The following is a 17,820-nucleotide window of genomic DNA, read 5'->3' as shown; positions in this document are numbered from 1 at the left end:
TATTTCTGGTGCTAAATATATTTTATTTTATTTAAGTAATAAGGTTCATTTTTTCCGTTATCACTTAAACTTTTATAATTTGCTCGAAAAATATCAATGGTAACTCCTTCTGAAAATCCTTTTATGGGCAATGCTGCATCCATTTACCAAAGCAAAGCTGCTTTAAAATGGATTGCCTTAGCTTTTTCACTTATTATTGGTATCGCTTCCGTTCTTTATACCAATAGCATTGTGGAAGAGCTAAAAGAAAGGGAAGAGAGATATATTGAGCTTTTTGCCAAAACACAGGAATATACCAGCGATCCGGACAATAGCGAAAACCTCATTTTCATTTTCCAAGAAATCGTGACGCCAAATAACTCCATTCCTGTGATTGTGGTAGATGCAGATGGCAATCCAAGCATTTACAGAAACATTGATATTGACAGCAGTAAGCATGATGAAGAAGAGCGAAAGAAAATATTAAAGAAGGAGCTCAAAATTATGGAGCAGGAATATGAGCCCATTACCATTTCATGGACGGGATCAAATGATCCTAGCGATTATCAATATATCTATTATCGAAATTCTGATTTGATCTACAGACTACGCTATTACCCTTATATTCAACTTTCTGTAATTGCCGCTTTTGTATTTTTTGGATATGTTTCCTTCTCCTACTCCCGAAAAGCGGAACAAAACCAAGTTTGGGTGGGACTAGCAAAAGAAACTGCACATCAATTGGGTACACCATTGTCTTCTTTAATGGCTTGGCTGGAAATCATGAAAATTGATGATGATATTAAGGATAAAGAAGTGGTCACTGAGTTGGAAAAGGACATTAGCAAACTGGAATTGATTACCTCAAGATTTTCAAGTATTGGTTCCGTTCCAGTTTTAAAGGAGGAAAATATTTCTAAAATCATAGAACAAACCGTTAATTACCTCAAGAAAAGAACATCTAAAAAGGTGAATCTCTATTTCGAGTGCAAAGATGATTTAATTACAGCAGATATTAACAAACCACTTTTCGATTGGGTAATTGAAAATTTATGTAAAAATGCGATTGATGCCATGAGTGGTGAAGGTGAAATCACCATCACTCTAAAGGAAGGTAAATATGGTGATGCTTTGATTGATGTAAAAGATACTGGAAAAGGAATTCCTTCAAGTAAAATCAAGGAAATTTTCCAGCCAGGTTTCTCCACCAAAAAACGAGGTTGGGGATTGGGCTTAACTCTAGCAAAAAGAATTATTGAGAATTACCATAATGGTAAAATTTCAGTTAAAGAATCTATCTTAAATAAAGGGACTACATTTAGGATTATCTTAAGAAAATAGAGGGTTTTTAAAAATACTGGTTTCGGTTATTAAAAGGACTGAACTATATGTTCATTACACCCCTTATTTGGTGTTTTCACCAAAAATTTATCGCATAGATTGAAAGAGCATTTCATAGGTTTTAGGTGAAAACACCTAAAAGTGGAAGTGAGAAATTAAATCATTTTCAGATATCCAATTATGAGATAGGTATTGCTTTCTCGATCTACCAGATTCAATATTATTAAGATAAGCATTTGCTATTTACAAGTTATTCGCTAAAGCGAAAAACCTTTGTTTTCTTTTGATCCTTTGTGGTTCAAAACTAAGGCTTGTTAATCAGTACCACCTGTAGCAAATTCCTACCACAAAGAGAAAAGAGAACACATAAGAAAATAACCTTGGTTATTTTTCAGGATTGTTTAATGAGGTTTCAAAGCCTAACTTAATAGCATTACTGAAGACTTTGGCATCTGATAGATATACCTGTCAATTGCTTATTCAAATCTAATTCACTTGACAAAAAAATGCCTCCCGATTAATGATAACCGAAAGGCAAAAAACTAAACTAAACTATCTTTCAATAAATCTTAGCCTCTCGGATCTAAAATTTGATCAATTCTACTTACTAAATCTTGTAAATGATATCGGGACATTTGATCACTTTGTCTAGCTAATCCTCTATTGATTTCTGCTCTTAATGTCACCAAATTTCCTCTTGAAAGTGATGGGATATCAGTAGTGCGAATATCATCATCTTCAATATTTACTAAATCCCCCAATTGCTCAACAAAAGCTTTTTGCAAGTTTCTTCTGTATGTATCAATGCTTCTTCCAGTTCTTAATTCTGAGAAAATGCCAGTTCTCAAATCACTCATCATTTGAGTGGCCTTGTAAGCGTTATTTCCATTTAAAGCTTCATTTTCTAATACTCTTTTTACTCGATCAGCACTAAAAAGACTCCCAAGTGTTCTAGTTTGCAAAGCCTTGATTCTATCTGTAATTCCTGAAGATTCAATTCTCCCTAAAATCTCAGCATCAATCAACCATTCAGGCGTTTCAAATAATTGCTCATTTAAAAATGCGATAGCTCTTGTTTGCTTGTCTTTTGAAGCATGCGTGTAAATAGCACCTTCTTGATTAGATGTTTTATAGTATTCGCTGATTCCCCCGACATTTCCAGTAACATGACCCATATAACGATTATATTGACCTACTACATTTCCATAAAGTTCAGAAAGCTCATCATAATTTTCTCCTTCTTCCGAGCTCCACTCGATTAATCTTTCTGCAATTCTCTTTAAGTTTTTAATACCTAAGGCAGAAGCAATCATAGAATCATCACCAATGTCTTCAGTCTGGGCAGTATGATCTACTACTCCACGTTGCTGACGGCCATAACGGTAAACTGGATCATCCGCTTTTTCCAAAATCCATCCATTTAAAATAGATTCTTCCTCTTCAGCAGTGTCAATATTTGGAATAGCTCTATACCCATATTCAATTGCCCATTTATCATATTCTCCCACCATAGGGAAAAAGTTTTTAACTTCATCTTCTGGCTGAGCTACATAGTTAAATCTGGCATAATCCATAATTGATGGAGCCACACCATGCGTTTCCATGAATTTAGCAGAACGTAAGGAATCAATCGGATAGGCTACACTTGAGCCCATGTTATGAGGTAAACCTAAGGTATGACCCACTTCATGTGCGGCAACGAATCGGATTAATTCACCCATCAATTCTTCTTCAAATTTAACTTTTTGTGCTTCTGGATTAACCGCAGCAGTTTGGATAAAATACCAGTTTCTCAATAAGTTCATGACATTATGGTACCATAAAATATCACTCTCCAAAATTTCACCAGTCCTTGGGTCGTGAACATGTGGTCCTTGTGCATTTTGAATATCCGTAGCGATATAGCGAATTACTGAGTATCTTATATCTTCAGGACTCCAATCTGGATCCTCTTCTTTTGTAGGTGCATCTTTGGCCACAATAGCATTTTTAAATCCCGCTGCTTCAAATGCAGGCTGCCAGTCTTCGATACCTTTTTTGATGAATTCTCGCCATTCAAGCGGTGTAGCAGGGTCAATATAATATTCAATTGGCTTAACAGGCTCAACTAACTCGCCTTTGTTGTAAGCTTCCCAGTCTGAAGGCTCCAATTTCCATCGAGTAATAAAACGATTGTCGTCTGCTTTATGAGAATCTTTAGAATAATCTAATTGACGAATAGAAAAGTACCCTACTCTATCATCATAGTTTCTAGGCACCATCGGATCCTCAGGCAACAAAATCATGGATTGATTCATTTCAATTGATAGTGCTCCAGTCAATTGGTTATCAGGAATCTCGCTTCCTTTATAAGTTAAAATGTGTCTGATCTCTACATTTTCAGGAAATGCCTTGCCGTGAACGATTACAGATCTGCCTTTATCCACCGTGGAGATTTTGAAGGCCTTTCTTTGGTAGTCATATAAAGCGCCAATCATTGGAACATCAGAAGTGAAGAAATCTTCTACATCAATTACATAAGAAGAAGAATCTTTACCCAATGCTTCAATTTTGAAAGTATGAACAATAGGCTCAAAATTGTTATTCTTTACAGATTCATAAATTGGATCTTCCTCATTGGCCACTGAATTGTACGATACTGAGCGCAATAGCAATTGATTATCTTTCTTTTGGAATCGTATTACTTGCTGCGGACGAGATTTCATTCCTGCACCACCAAAATTCAATCCTTTAACATGACCTGAAATCCTGGAAACAATTAAAATTTCCCTTTCCAATAATTCTTGAGGAATTTCAAAATAGTATTTATCATCTACTTTATGGAAAGTAAACAAACCCTCATCAGATTCTGCATCTGATGTAATTACCTTAGAATAGGGCTGATACTTTGATTTTGGACTACTCTCCTTCTTGGTTTCGTCTTTTTTCTTTTTGCCAAATAGCTGTGCTTGGCTTTCTGTAGCAGAAAAACCAATAAATGCCATTAATGCAAAACTGAATATTACTTTTTTCATTGTATATACATTTAATTTTCTGCTAATCTAACACCGTAGGCTGATTATGTTTATAATTTTTTTCTCTTTTCCATGAGTGGAAAAATGGGTGATACTAATGGAAAAAGTATATTCATCAATAAGCAGTAGACATTAGTTGATAAAATTTCTATGTGAACCACAACCGAAAGCTAAAAATGCTTTGTTATAATTGAATTAAACCTTAGCTTTGCACCCTGAAAGAATAGAGCAATTTTATTTTATTATAATTATTAAATCATGGCAAATATTGGTAGGATTACCCAAGTAATTGGCCCGGTAGTGGATGTGAGCTTTGAAGCAGAAGGCGCAAAATTACCTAACATCTTTGATGCATTTACAGTAAAAAAATCTGACGGTTCTGTAATCGTTCTGGAATGTCAGCAACATTTAGGTGAGGACAGGGTAAGAACCATCGCAATGGATGGTACTGAAGGTTTGACTAGAGGTATGGAAGTTGTAGATACTGAACAACCTATCTCAATGCCAACTGGTGAGGATATCAAAGGAAGGTTATTTAATGTAATTGGTGATGCTATTGATGGTATTGACCAACCAGAAGGTAAAACAAAATTACCTATCCATAGAGATGCTCCAAGATTTGAAGATTTATCTACTTCTTCAGAAGTATTATATACAGGAATTAAAGTTATCGACTTAATTGAGCCTTACTCAAAAGGGGGTAAAATTGGTTTGTTCGGTGGTGCCGGTGTCGGTAAAACCGTATTGATTCAAGAGTTGATTAATAATATTGCAAAAGGACACGGTGGTTTGTCTGTATTTGCTGGTGTGGGTGAAAGAACTCGTGAAGGTAATGACTTGCTTAGAGAGATGTTGGAATCAGGTATTGTAAAATACGGTGATGAATTCATGCACTCTATGGAAGAAGGCAAATGGGATCTTTCGAAAGTAGATAAAGAAGCTTTGAAAGAGTCTAAAGCTACTTTCGTCTTTGGTCAAATGAATGAGCCTCCAGGTGCTCGTGCTCGAGTTGCTTTGTCAGGTTTGACATTGGCTGAGTATTACCGTGATGGTGATAAAGACAGTAATGAGACAGGGAAAGATATTCTTTTCTTTATTGATAACATTTTCCGTTTCACTCAAGCAGGTTCTGAGGTATCAGCCCTTTTAGGTAGGATGCCATCAGCTGTAGGGTATCAGCCTACTTTGGCTACTGAAATGGGTGCCATGCAGGAAAGAATTACTTCAACTAAAAATGGTTCCATTACTTCCGTTCAGGCGGTTTACGTTCCTGCGGATGATTTAACTGACCCTGCTCCTGCAACTACTTTCTCTCACTTGGATGCTACCACGGTATTGTCTCGTAAGATTGCTGAGTTAGGTATCTATCCAGCGGTGGATCCATTGGATTCAACTTCTAGAATTTTGGAAAGAAGTATTGTTGGTGATGAGCATTATGATTGTGCACAAAGAGTCAAAGAGATTTTACAGCGTTATAAGGAACTTCAAGATATCATCGCCATCTTAGGTATGGATGAATTATCTGAAGAAGATAGACAAACAGTTTATAGAGCAAGAAGAGTACAAAGATTCTTATCTCAGCCATTCCACGTTGCAGAGCAGTTTACTGGTTTGAAAGGGGTATTGGTTGATATCAAAGATACTATCAAAGGTTTCAATATGATTATGGATGGAGAGTTAGATCACCTTCCTGAAGCAGCTTTCAACTTGAAAGGTACAATTGAAGAAGCCATTGAGGCAGGAGAGAAAATGTTAGCAGAAGCTTAAAATAAAAATCATGCTTTTAGAAATCATTACACCGGAAAAAAATGTGTTTAAAGGAAATGTAGATTCTGCTACTTTTCCGGGAAGCAATGGTTCTTTTCAGGTTTTGAATAACCACGCACCTTTAATTAGTTCATTGGACAAGGGAGATTTAAAATTCTCTGATGGAAAAAACAACACAACTATTGTAGTTGATGGTGGAGTGGTAGAAGTATTAAATAATAATATTACTGTTCTGGCTGAAAAGGTTATTGAGGAGTAGTTTAGTTAAATATTTATAAAATAATAAGCCGATTTACTTAGAAGTGAATCGGCTTTTTTTATTTCTGATCTTCATTAAAGCTAAGATCCCTTTGATAAATCATATGAAGTATCCTTCACAGTATTCTATTATTTAGTTGACCGAACCGTTTTGAGTTTATTTATTACTTCATTTTCCTTACATTTACATTTCATATCCAGGATCTCCGCACGAGGAATCTGACCAATTTAGAAACTCATTAAATTTCTTATTATGCAAAAGTGGAAAAAGCTATCTCAAATAGAGATCAGACAAAGGATATTTTCTGCACTTTCAGAAAATGTAGATTACTATACTGAAAATATTATTGGTTTACCTGCTTCACATCTGGACGACAAGGTGTTTTATCAAAATGCACCTTTTTTAGAAGATGCTCCTTATTTATCTACCTTAATTCATAATCCGAATCATATTGGCTGCCATACCTTAGGCGAATCGGAAAGCTTTTTCAAGGGCACTCAGGAACTTGAAAAGGAAGTGATTAAGATTTGTGCAGAAGACATTTTACACTGCACCACTGATTATGATGGTTATGTTGCTTCAGGAGGAACAGAAGCTAATATGCAGGCTGTGTGGATTTACAGAAATTACTTCATGCAAAAGCACAAAGCCCACCTAAATGAAATAGCACTTATCAGCTCATCAGATGCTCATTATTCCTCTGCAAAAGCTTCAAATGTTTTGCAGATCGACTTTTACAAAGTGAAGGTTAACGAAAATAATCGTGCTATTAGTAAAGAAGCCTTGGAAGAGACTATCTCTCAAGCACAAGCAGATGGGAAAAAGTACTTCATTATTATGGCTAATATGATGACTACCATGTTTGGCTCCGTGGATGATGTAAGCATTTATACTGATTATTTTACAGAGCAAAATTTAGAATTCAAATTACATGTGGATGGTGCTTATGGAGGATTTTTCTATCCATTTGCTAAGTCTAAAAATGATTTAAACTTTAGTAATCCACATGTTAATTCAGTGACATTGGATGCACATAAAATGTTACAAGCTCCGTATGGTACAGGGATATTTTTAATCCGAAAAGACTGGATGCATTTCGCAAATACGCAAGAGGCCAGTTATGTAGAAGGACAGGATTTCACATTAATTGGATCACGTTCTAGTGCTAATGCTATTGCCATCTGGATGATCTTAATGACTTATGGCCCTAATGGATGGTATGAGAAAACCTTGGTTTTGAATCATAGAACCCAATGGCTTTGCAAAGCATTAAAAGATAAGAATTTTGAGTTTTACAGATATCCTGATGCTAATATTGTAACCATAAAAGCATCATATTTAAAACCAGAAGTTTGTAAAAAATACGGCTTGATTCCTGATAATCATAAAAGCCCAAAATGGTATAAAATAGTAGTAATGGATCATGTTACTATAGAAAAATTGGAGCTATTTTTAACGGAAGTTTAAGATCCAAATGAAAGCCTTAGGCTTTTCTCTTTTAACCACAAAGAGCAACTAAGGATTTCACAAAGAGCACAAAGTTACAACCAAGTCTGTATTTTAGTCAGACTTTGGAAAAATCTGACATATATCTTGCATCAAAACTATATTCTGTGCGCACATCCCCCTTTGGGGGATTATAGGGGGCTGGGGGCTTGGGAGCTCTTTAACTATAAGGAATAATTTCAATTGGCAATCTACAAAGATTAGCGAAATCCTCTCCTATTTCCATCATATCATCATCTGCCTCTCTGTAAAACCATTTGATTTTTACATCCTTACCATTCTGCTCCTTGATGGATTCCATTTTGTGAATCATATCCAGCATCAACTTGGAAGTACTGGTATTAAAGTAATCTAAACGGAAATGTAATTCTGTAACCGGACATGGGTCTTCCATATATCGATTAAGATGATCAAATATTGGTGTGAAAACATCCATTGGATTCTCAGGAATAGAGGATCCTGAGATTTCAAAAAAACCTTTTTCTATATCGATGACCACTGTGGGTCTCTGATGTGTTCCTGACATTCTAAACATACTGCATCAAATATGATAACAAATTACGTTAACTTCAAAATCTTATCGTGGTTTTCGATAGTTATCAGTTTTTTTACTTTAAACACTACTTTTTTCAGTGCCATTTAAATATAATAAATTGCTTTTAAGGTAGGATGAATTCATTTAACTAATTTAGCCTCAGCTTTAATATTTTAAAATAACAGTTCTATAATTAGAGTTTTAATCACTAAAAATGAAAAAATCAGCTTTATTATTTTCTATAATATTAGGGTTATTTTCTTGTACTGAAAATAAAGAAATGGAAAGAACTAGAATAATCACTAAAAATTTACAGGAAATTGATCAACATTCTTTTTCCAAACCGAAAGAGGCTGTAATTACTCATCTCAAGTGGACAGCGGATATCAATTTTGAGAATAAAACCATACAAGCTATAGCTCAATATGATATTAGTAAAGCACCAAATGCCACAAAAATAATCCTAGACACTAAAAACTTGCATATTGAAAAGGTATGGCTAAATGAAAATGAAGACACTAATTTTGAATTAAAAGAAAAAGATGAAATACTTGGGCAAGCTCTGCACATACGACTATCGAAAGAGACGGAGACAATCAGTATTCAATATAAAACACCTCCAAGTGCTGAGGCATTACAATGGTTAAATGCACAACAAACTGCTGGAGCTTCTCCATTTCTATTCACCCAATCTCAAGCTATTTTGTGTAGATCATGGATCCCCATCCAAGATTCACCTGGCATAAGATTTACTTATGAAGCTAAAGTAAAAGTGCCCCAAGGAAATTTAGCCTTAATGAGCGCTGAAAATCCGCAAAAAATCGATTCAACAGGAAATTATAGCTTTAAGATGGAACAACCTCTTCCTGCATATTTGATGGCTTTAGCTGTTGGTGATTTGGAATATCATAAAACTGGTGATGAAACTGGGATTTACGCTGAATCAACTACTTTAGATAAAGCAATAGCAGATTTAGAAGATTTACAATCATTCTTGGAAACTGCTGAAGAGCTTTATGGAAAATATAGATGGGAACAGTTTGATGTATTGGTTTTACCACCGAGCTTTCCTTTTGGGGGAATGGAAAATCCTCGCTTAACCTTTGCAACCCCAACGATTTTATCGGGCGATAAATCATTAGTTTCTTTAATTGCTCATGAGCTTGCTCATAGTTGGTCAGGAAATTTGGTGACCAATGCCACTTGGGATGATTTCTGGTTGAATGAAGGCTTCACGGTTTATTTTGAATATCGCATTATGGAAGCACTTTATAGTAAGGATTATTCCGAAATGTTAGCCTCTATTTCTTTAAAGGAATTAAAAGAGGAATCTCAAGAATTAATTGACAATGAAAATGCCGAAGACACCCATTTGAAATTAGATTTAAAAGGGCGAAATCCAGATGTGGGAATGGCCGCCATTGCATATGACAAAGGCTACTTCTTTTTAAGAAAAATCGAAGAGCTAACTGGAAGAGAAAATTTCGACACTTTCTTAAAGCAATATTTCAACGAGCACGCCTTTCAAAGCATCAATACTGAGCAATTTCTTTTGTATATGGAGCAGAATCTATTTGCAAAAAAAGGTATTGAGCTTCCAAAGGATTTATTCTCCAATTGGATTTATAGTGCTGGAATTCCTGATGATTTACCAAAACCAAATTCTGAAAGATTCAGAAATGTAGAGCAATCAATTGCAAATTGGTTGAATACTGAAAGTATTGATACTTTAAAAACTCAAGATTGGAGCACGCATGAATTCTTACATTTTTTTCATCAACTTCCAGATTCAATTGGATATAGTGAAGTAAGAGCTGTAGATGAGAAATTCAATTTTACCAATAGTGGTAATGCAGAAGTATTAACTGAATGGTTTTTACTAGCTATAAAGAAAGATTATCTCCCTGCCTATAAAGCAATGGAAAACTTCCTAATCAATACTGGGAGAAAAAAATTCTTAATGCCTATATATGGTGAACTTATTAAAACTGAAACTGGTAAAAGTATAGCATTAAACATCTATAAAAAAGCAAGAGAAAATTACCACTATGTCAGCTACATTTCGTTAGATAAATTATTAAATTACGAAACTGACTGAATTTTTAAATAAATAGAATTGAAATGTATAAAATAGAACGACTCTTAATTGCACTTGATCTATCTGAAATGGATGAACAATTAATTAAATATTCATCTCATTTAGCAAAATTTTTAAAAAGTGAGAAAGTGTATTTTATCCATGTCGCCAAAGACTTAGAATTACCTGAGGATTTAAGAAAAAATTACCCTGATTTAATGGCGCCCAATGATGAATCTATTGCGGATTCAATAGACAAAGTGGTAGAAAAAGCCTGGGAAAGTAGCTATGATTGTGAAAAAGTAATTGAAATCAAAGAAGGAGATCCATCTGAACAAATTTTAAAATGGGTTAACATCAAAGATGTTGACATGATGGTGATGGGTAGGAAGAGAAAACTAAAAGGCGGAGGAATTGTCCCTAATAAAATAGCCAAAGTAGCCCAAACTTCACTTATGATGGTGCCTGAAGGATTTAATTTTAAATTGGATAAAGTAGTAGTCTCAGTGGATTTCTCAAAGCATTCTAAACTAGCTGTAGAAGAAGCTTTAGCTATTACTAAAGATAAAAACATTGATTTGTCTCTTTTAAATGTATTTAGAGTTCCTGTCGGCTATCATAAAACAGGCAAAAGTTATGATGAATTTGCTACGATTATGAAAGGGCATGCCAAAACTGATTTCAATGAATTTATAAAAAGAAATGACTTTCCGGCAGATTTAGAATGTCATTATGTATTAGATGATGATGATTCGCCAGCTGATAAAATATTTGGATTTGCTTCGAATCAAAATACCGACATGATTATTATGGGCTCAAAAGGAAGAACTGGGCTAGCCTCTATTTTACTAGGAAGCGTAGCAGAAAAAGTAGTAATTTATGACAGCGAGATTCCTTTGATGATTGTAAAAGAAAAAGGCGAAAATATGGGCTTTTTGAAAGCTTTGCTTAAACTTTAATTGCTAGAAATGAACTTTTCCAAAGTTTTAAAACTTTGGAAAAGTCTAAGAATTAGCCGACAGTCTTCTTCTCATAAATTTCTGCTAAAGCGTCTACTGCTTTATCAATTTCCTCGGCTGTATTATATTTACTGAATGAAAATCTCACATTTGGTCTTTCGGAGGCTTTCCCTAATTCTGCAATTACATGCGAGCCAACATCACTTCCACTGCTGCAGGCTGATCCTCCACTTGCTGAAATACCTTTAATATCTAAATTGAATAAAAGCATATCGCTCATATCAGATGGCGGCAGGCAAACATTTAATACTGTATACAGACTTTTATCAGGATCTTCACATAACCCATTAAATCCCACGCCTTCAACTTTAGCCTTTAACTTCTGTATCATTCTGTCTTTTAAGCCCTGAATATGGTTTTGGTGCTCTTCCATATCCCTGTATGCAATTTCCATTGCCTTTGCCAAACCTACTATTCCATACACATTCTCAGTTCCTCCACGCATATTTCGCTCTTGCGCACCGCCATGAATAAAAGGATGAATTTTATGCTCATTATTTATATATAAAAATCCGACACCTTTAGGCCCATGAAATTTATGCGCAGCTCCAACTATATGCTGCGCCTTGATTTCCTGTAAATCATGGTTGTAGTGCGCCATAGTTTGAACTGTATCGGAATGAAAAACAACACCATACTGTTTACAAAGCCAGCCCACCTCTTCAATATCCAGAATATTTCCTATTTCATTATTACCATGCATTAAGGAAACTAAACTATCAGGATTCTTGCTCAACCAATCTTTCAAAGCATCTAATTCAACTGAGCCATTTTTGTCTAAAGTGACAAAATCCAGCTCAATTTGTCCACACTTCTCTAAATGCTGAAGAGTATGCAAAACTGCATGATGTTCAATTTTAGATGTCAGTACTTTCTTTATTCCCTTTTGTTCAATGCTGCACCTTAAAGCCGTATTATCTGCTTCAGTTCCTCCAGAGGTGAAAAATATTTCAGAAGGAGAAGTGTTCAACAATTCAGCAATTGTCCTTCTTGATTTTTCAATGGCAGTCCTTACCTCTCGTCCATGAGAATGGATGGAGGAAGGGTTGCCATAATGATTCAGCATATAAGGCTTCATCGCTTCAAAAACTTCAGGGTCTAAAGCGGTAGTTGCTGCATTATCTAAATAAATCCCTGCCATAATATTAGTTTTCTTTATATGCAATAATCTCTTTAATATCCGAAATCATTTTCTGCGCTAAATGCTCTGCTTTTGATTCAGAATCGGATTCAGAGTAAATTCTGATAATGGGCTCTGTATTTGATTTTCTCAAATGCACCCATTCTTTGTCAAATTCTACTTTAACGCCATCAATTGTATTAATAGGCTGGTTTTTATAGCGCACTTGAATGGCTTCCAAAATACCATCAACATCAATTTCAGGTGTTAATTCAATTTTATTTTTGGAAATATGGTAACTTGGGAAAGATGCTCTAAGTTGAGAACAAGACTTTCCGGACTTGGCTAAATGAGTAAGAAATAATGCAATTCCCACTAAAGCATCTCTTCCGTAATGCAATTCAGGATAAATAATTCCACCATTTCCTTCTCCACCAATTATTGCATTGGTCTCTTTCATCTTGGTTACCACATTTACTTCTCCAACTGCCGAAGCCTCATATTTGCCTCCCCTTTTTTCAGTCACATCTCTCAATGCACGGGTACTTGAAAGATTGGACACCGTATTTCCTTTTTGCTGGCTTAAGATATAATCTGCTACAGCCACTAAAGTATATTCCTCTCCAAAGGGAGTACCATCTTCGTTTACTATAGCTAACCTGTCCACATCAGGATCTAAAACAAACCCTAAATCATAGCTTCCGTTTGCTAATTCATTACTGATATGTGTAATGTTTTCAGGCAACGGCTCTGGGTTATGTGGGAAATTCCCATCAGGATAGCAATAGAGCTCCCTGACTTCTGCAACACCCAAAGATTTCAATAGCTTAGGAATTGCAATGCCGCCAGTACTATTAACAGCATCAACTACGACCTTAAACTTTCTTTCACGAATAGCGGCAACATCCACCAAAGGCAAATCAATTACCATGTCGATATGCTTTTGGATGTAATGGTCTTGAGTAGTGTATTTTCCTATCTTCTTTACTTCACTGAAGTTATAATCCGCACTTTCAGCCAAATCCAAAATTGCTTGCCCATCATCACCTGAAATAAACTCTCCTTTTTCATTTAAGAGCTTTAAAGCATTCCATTGAACTGGGTTATGGCTAGCCGTCAGGATAATTCCACCTGCAGCTTTTTCCAACACAACCGCTATCTCTACTGTTGGGGTGGTAGATAAACCAAGGTCTACTACATTCATTCCCATGCCTTGTAGCGTAGCAGCTACTAATTTAGACACCATTTCACCGGTAGGTCTAGCATCTCTGCCTATCACTACTTTATTGTTCTCCGATCTGGTTCTTAACCAAGCTGCATATGCGCTACTAAACTTTACGATATCAACGGGCGTTAATCCATCTCCCGTTTTTCCACCTATGGTTCCTCGTATGCCGGAAATTGATTTTATTAAGGTCACTTAAACTATTGTTTGTTTCAATCGGCAAAGGTACTAAAAAATGGAAAGCCAATGAACAAAAATCCCACTTCAAAGAAAGAAAGATATCCTTGGTCGTAATTTTTCTAAAATATCAACTTTATTTTCTATTTTGAGTTATAGAAAAGCTTATACATAAAATAAGGTTGCCGGAATATATAAAATATTGGACAAAAGCTGGGATTCATTCAAATATGGATGATGATGAGAAGAGAAAAGTCTTCCTTACTAATGCTATGGCTCTGTTTTTAGCTGTTGTCATGATATTGGTATTCCTAAACGATATATTCAATACAGAAAATTATTTAGCTGCATACAGAAGAGCTGGAGTCTTTTTTTTGATGCTATTGATTCCATTTTTGAACCATAAAAAGCATTATAGATTATCAAAAAGTATCTTTCTATTTTTTCCTGGATTTATTCTCCTGGGAGTTCCGATAATTATTGGTGACATTTTTCCTGGGCAATTTATTTGGTTTCAATATGCAGGAGCAATTTTTTGTTCTATCCCTTTTATTCTATTTAACCACAACAATGAAAAAATTTACATCACCCTATTTTTTATTTATTACCTTCTAGTAACCTTATTCATTGATAAACTACTACTACAATATGGTAATCCACCGGAAGCCATGAAAGAATTAGTGACGAATTTTAGTGACTTTAAATTGCCGCCCCTTTTTGTAGCATTTTTTTCAACCACCACTCTTTTATGGTATAATAGAACCAATACTCAATATGAAAAACGTTTGAGAAGTACTAATAAAGTACTAGAAGAAACACAACAAGAGCTGATTGCTAAAAATGAGGAATATGAAGCAATCAACCGTAATTTAGAGGCTTTGGTTGAAGAAAGAACTAAAGTTATTGATTCAAAGAACAGGCAGATAATTGATTACGCTAATATAAATGCACATAAAGTACGAGGCCCTTTGGCTAGAATTATGGGATTAATCAACATTTCTCATTATTCTGACGATCCAAAAGAATTAAGGTCTTTGTTTGAAAAATTAAGACCTCCCTCGCAAGAACTTAATATTATTATTGATGAAATTAATAAAACATTAGAAGAAGTAGATTCGGGTAATAATAATGAGGACTGAACCAATTCAATTATTTATTTTTCCTTCTGTTAGTTAGTTCATCAATTATGGTCTTTCTCCATAAAGGAGCACTTCTTTCGTGCGCTTCTTTTCCTAATAAATGTGAAGAAACAGGTGTTGTCAACAATAATAATAAAATTATGAAGCCTGATTTTAAAATCACCGGAAAACTATCGAAATAAATACAAGCACTTAATACAATCAACCCAACTTTAAATGTGACGGCTTTTGTTACGGCTGACATTCTAGTATATATATCAGGCATTTTAAACAAACCTACAGAGGCTATAAACATCAGAAAAACTCCTGAGAATATTAAAATTAATATGATAATTTCAGTCATCATTTTTCAGTTCTTTTTTTGACGTAATAGGCAAAAGCAATAATGGAGAAAAAGCCAATCATGGCCAGCACTAAGGCTACATCTAATAGCAAATCATTATCGGAAACAATGGCATAAATAGTAATGATTCCTATAAGGTTTGCCGTCATTAAATCAAAAGTTACAATGCGATCCATAAATTTAGGGCCATAAATAAAACGAATTAAAGTAATCAATAAGGCCACCACCAACGCTAAAAGTGCTCCCCATAAAGAAATTTCGAAATAATTCATGCCTTGATTTTCATTATTCTCTTCTCAAATCCCTCTTTAATTTTTTGCTTTGCCATTTCAATATCCTGTTTTGGAACATCCACGATATGAAAGTATAAATACTTTTTATCCCTACTTACCTCCAAGGTAATAGTGCCAGGTGTTAAAGTGATAAGATTAGCCAAAAGCGTGATACTAAAGTCTGATTTCAGTGTTAAGGGCAATTCCAAAATTGCAGGTTTGAATTGATGTCCTGGCGACAGTATGAAGTTAATAATCCTGAAATTGGAGACGACAAGCTCTTTCATAAAGTAAAAGGCTAAATTTATTCCAGCTCTGAAAGTATTAAAATATAGGCGGTGAAAAACATAGGTCAACAACCAAAACACTAATAATAAGGCAGCTACTACAGCAAAAATTTCCAGTCCTGTAAAACTAATACTGACGAAATTAATTAAGCCATAACTAATGCCAATGCTAGATATTAGATGAAGAATAAAAACCTTTTTCATTTCTATCATTAACGTATTTCAATTCATATGTTTAATTAGAGCTACCCAATACCGCCTTAATATATAAATCAGGATTCATTAATTGCTCTGCTGCAATACTTGCATATTCCATTAGTGGCATAGAAAACAAGCCGATAAATAAAGTAGCCAATGCAATCATAACCACAGGGAAAATTAAGTTTAATTGATTTTTAAATAAGCTTTTTTCACTTTTTATCAAATTTCGTTCTCGCTCTTTCTGTTCTTTTCCCCAAAAAGCGTTTACCCAAATTTTGACCATTGAAAAAAGGGTGAGTAAACCCGTAATTAAAGCAATTGCAACTACAAAGTATTCCTTAACTTCAAAGCCTGCTTTAATCAAAATGAATTTTGCCCAAAACGCAGAAAAAGGAGGAAGACCAGCTAAAGATAAAGCTACTATTAAAAATATGATGGAGACAATCGGAAATCTGTGGTATAGCCCACTGATTTCTTTTAAGTTAGAACTACCCTTTATTTTCTCGACAAGACCTGTTATTAGGAATAAATTTGTTTTTGCTAGTATATGCTGAATAACATAAAATATAGCGCCTGCAACTGCCAATGGCGTATACAAAGCTAAGCCCAAAATCATGTAGCCGACTTGACTTACAATATGAAAAGATAGAATTCTACGCATATCCATTTTGGAAAGCGCCCCAAAAACACCGCTTAACATTGTGAAACCTGCTACAACCAATAAAATAGTGTGAGTATAATTTATATCATGAATAAAAATCAGGGTGAAGAAACGAATCATTGCATAAATACCAACTTTGGTCAATAAGCCCGAAAACAAAGCAGAAATACTTATATCAGGAGTATGGTAGGAATCTGGAAGCCAAAAATACAGTGGAAACAAGGCAGCTTTAATCGAAAACGGTAGCATAAACAAAACAGCCGCTACTGTAATAAGAGGTTCATTATCATTTTCTTGAACAAAAAGTGCTACATCAGCCATATTTAAGCTTCCAGTGATTCCGTAAATCATGCCAACACCAATTAATAAGAAAGCGGAAGCTATAAAGCTTAGCAGGGTGTATTTGACTGTAGCTATCAGTTGTTTCTTACCGTTTCCTAAAACCAATAAAACAAAAGAAGCAATGAGCATGACTTCAAACCATACATATAGGTTGAATATATCCCCTGCCAAGAATGCCCCATTTACCGCCATGATGAGTAAGTGGAAGAAGACAAAAAACCCAAATCCCTTTTTCTTGGAACTTATGTTTTGAATAGCATAAATAGTCACCATTAAGCCTACAATGGAGGCAATCAATAACATTAAGGCTGAAAACATATCAACTACTATGGTTATACCAAAAGGTGCTTCCCAGCCTCCGATTTGAGTAGTTACAATACCTTCTTCAATAATGAGAGGAAATAAAAATGCAGCTGATATTACCAAAAGCGATGAACTTCCAACTATGGAAATGATATCATTTAAACTCGTATTTTTCTTGAAAAACAGACTGATTGTAGCCGTTACAAGCGGAAATATTAGGGGAAGCAAAATGATAATTTCTTCGTATCCCATT

General features: G+C 34.9%; 15 protein-coding genes. 7 read left to right on the top strand and 8 right to left on the bottom strand.

Translation table 11 applies throughout. The features are described from left to right. Positions 1 to 96: 96 nt before the first annotated feature. Complete coding sequence (locus FTRAC_RS13250) at positions 97 to 1,320, top strand: sensor histidine kinase (RefSeq protein WP_013454772.1); 1,224 nt, start codon at positions 97 to 99, stop codon at positions 1,318 to 1,320. Positions 1,321 to 1,889: 569 nt separating this feature from the next. Here FTRAC_RS13250 and FTRAC_RS13245 read toward each other — a convergent pair. Further along, positions 1,890 to 4,334, bottom strand: coding sequence for a zinc-dependent metalloprotease (locus FTRAC_RS13245; protein ID WP_013454771.1), 2,445 nt, complete (start codon positions 4,332 to 4,334; stop codon positions 1,890 to 1,892). Between the two features lie 258 nt (positions 4,335 to 4,592). Here FTRAC_RS13245 and atpD point away from each other — a divergent pair, with 258 nt between their 5' ends. The 3 genes from atpD (at position 4,593) to FTRAC_RS13230 (ending at position 7,827) form a co-directional block, all read left to right on the top strand. Next, positions 4,593 to 6,101, top strand: coding sequence for a F0F1 ATP synthase subunit beta (atpD, locus tag FTRAC_RS13240; protein ID WP_013454770.1), 1,509 nt, complete (start codon positions 4,593 to 4,595; stop codon positions 6,099 to 6,101). A gap of 10 nt (positions 6,102 to 6,111) precedes the next feature. Next, positions 6,112 to 6,360, top strand: coding sequence for an ATP synthase F1 subunit epsilon (gene atpC / locus FTRAC_RS13235; RefSeq protein WP_013454769.1), 249 nt, complete (start codon positions 6,112 to 6,114; stop codon positions 6,358 to 6,360). Positions 6,361 to 6,612: 252 nt separating this feature from the next. Then, on the top strand, positions 6,613 to 7,827 hold the full coding sequence (locus FTRAC_RS13230) for a pyridoxal phosphate-dependent decarboxylase family protein (protein ID WP_013454768.1): 1,215 nt from the start codon (positions 6,613 to 6,615) through the stop codon (positions 7,825 to 7,827). A 199-nt stretch (positions 7,828 to 8,026) separates the two neighbouring features. Here FTRAC_RS13230 and FTRAC_RS13225 read toward each other — a convergent pair whose 3' ends face one another. Next, positions 8,027 to 8,392, bottom strand: a complete 366-nt coding sequence (locus tag FTRAC_RS13225) for a DUF1987 domain-containing protein (RefSeq protein WP_185094406.1) — start codon at positions 8,390 to 8,392, stop codon at positions 8,027 to 8,029. 223 nt (positions 8,393 to 8,615) lie between these two features. Here FTRAC_RS13225 and FTRAC_RS13220 point away from each other — a divergent pair, with 223 nt between their 5' ends. Together FTRAC_RS13220 and FTRAC_RS13215 are read left to right on the top strand one after the other, a co-directional pair. After that, a complete protein-coding gene (locus tag FTRAC_RS13220) occupies positions 8,616 to 10,499 on the top strand; it encodes a M1 family metallopeptidase (protein WP_013454766.1) in 1,884 nt (627 codons plus the stop codon). Between the two features lie 23 nt (positions 10,500 to 10,522). Continuing rightward, entirely contained in the window at positions 10,523 to 11,437 is a 915-nt protein-coding gene (locus tag FTRAC_RS13215) for a universal stress protein (protein WP_013454765.1), read from the top strand. Positions 11,438 to 11,489: 52 nt separating this feature from the next. On the opposite strand, the gene FTRAC_RS13210 is transcribed toward FTRAC_RS13215, so the two are convergent. After that, positions 11,490 to 12,638 (bottom strand): cysteine desulfurase family protein, encoded by a 1,149-nt coding sequence (locus tag FTRAC_RS13210; protein ID WP_013454764.1) that lies wholly within the window; start codon positions 12,636 to 12,638, stop codon positions 11,490 to 11,492. Positions 12,639 to 12,642: 4 nt separating this feature from the next. Next, entirely contained in the window at positions 12,643 to 14,037 is a 1,395-nt protein-coding gene (gene glmM, locus FTRAC_RS13205) for a phosphoglucosamine mutase (protein ID WP_013454763.1), read from the bottom strand. A 164-nt stretch (positions 14,038 to 14,201) separates the two neighbouring features. On the opposite strand from glmM, the gene FTRAC_RS13200 reads away from it, so the two are divergent. Further along, complete coding sequence (locus FTRAC_RS13200; RefSeq protein ID WP_013454762.1) at positions 14,202 to 15,158, top strand: hypothetical protein; 957 nt, start codon at positions 14,202 to 14,204, stop codon at positions 15,156 to 15,158. 10 nt (positions 15,159 to 15,168) lie between these two features. On the opposite strand, the gene mnhG is transcribed toward FTRAC_RS13200, so the two are convergent. From mnhG to FTRAC_RS13180, 4 genes are read right to left on the bottom strand one after another with little or no spacing between them, the layout of a single operon-like run. After that, positions 15,169 to 15,504 (bottom strand): monovalent cation/H(+) antiporter subunit G, encoded by a 336-nt coding sequence (gene mnhG, locus FTRAC_RS13195; RefSeq protein ID WP_013454761.1) that lies wholly within the window; start codon positions 15,502 to 15,504, stop codon positions 15,169 to 15,171. Next, positions 15,501 to 15,773, bottom strand: coding sequence for a monovalent cation/H+ antiporter complex subunit F (locus FTRAC_RS13190; RefSeq protein ID WP_013454760.1), 273 nt, complete (start codon positions 15,771 to 15,773; stop codon positions 15,501 to 15,503). The genes mnhG and FTRAC_RS13190 overlap by 4 nt, the downstream gene beginning before the upstream one ends. Then, on the bottom strand, positions 15,770 to 16,264 hold the full coding sequence (locus tag FTRAC_RS13185) for a Na+/H+ antiporter subunit E (RefSeq protein WP_013454759.1): 495 nt from the start codon (positions 16,262 to 16,264) through the stop codon (positions 15,770 to 15,772). Before FTRAC_RS13185 ends, FTRAC_RS13190 begins: the two co-directional genes overlap by 4 nt. 31 nt (positions 16,265 to 16,295) lie before the next feature. Then, complete coding sequence (locus FTRAC_RS13180) at positions 16,296 to 17,819, bottom strand: Na+/H+ antiporter subunit D (RefSeq protein ID WP_013454758.1); 1,524 nt, start codon at positions 17,817 to 17,819, stop codon at positions 16,296 to 16,298. Position 17,820 lies beyond the last annotated feature (1 nt).

Source organism: Marivirga tractuosa DSM 4126 (assembly GCF_000183425.1).
Taxonomy (GTDB): Bacteria; Bacteroidota; Bacteroidia; order Cytophagales; family Cyclobacteriaceae; genus Marivirga; species Marivirga tractuosa.
Note: the sequence above shows the minus strand (reverse complement) of the source record. Positions and strands in the feature narration are given on the sequence as shown.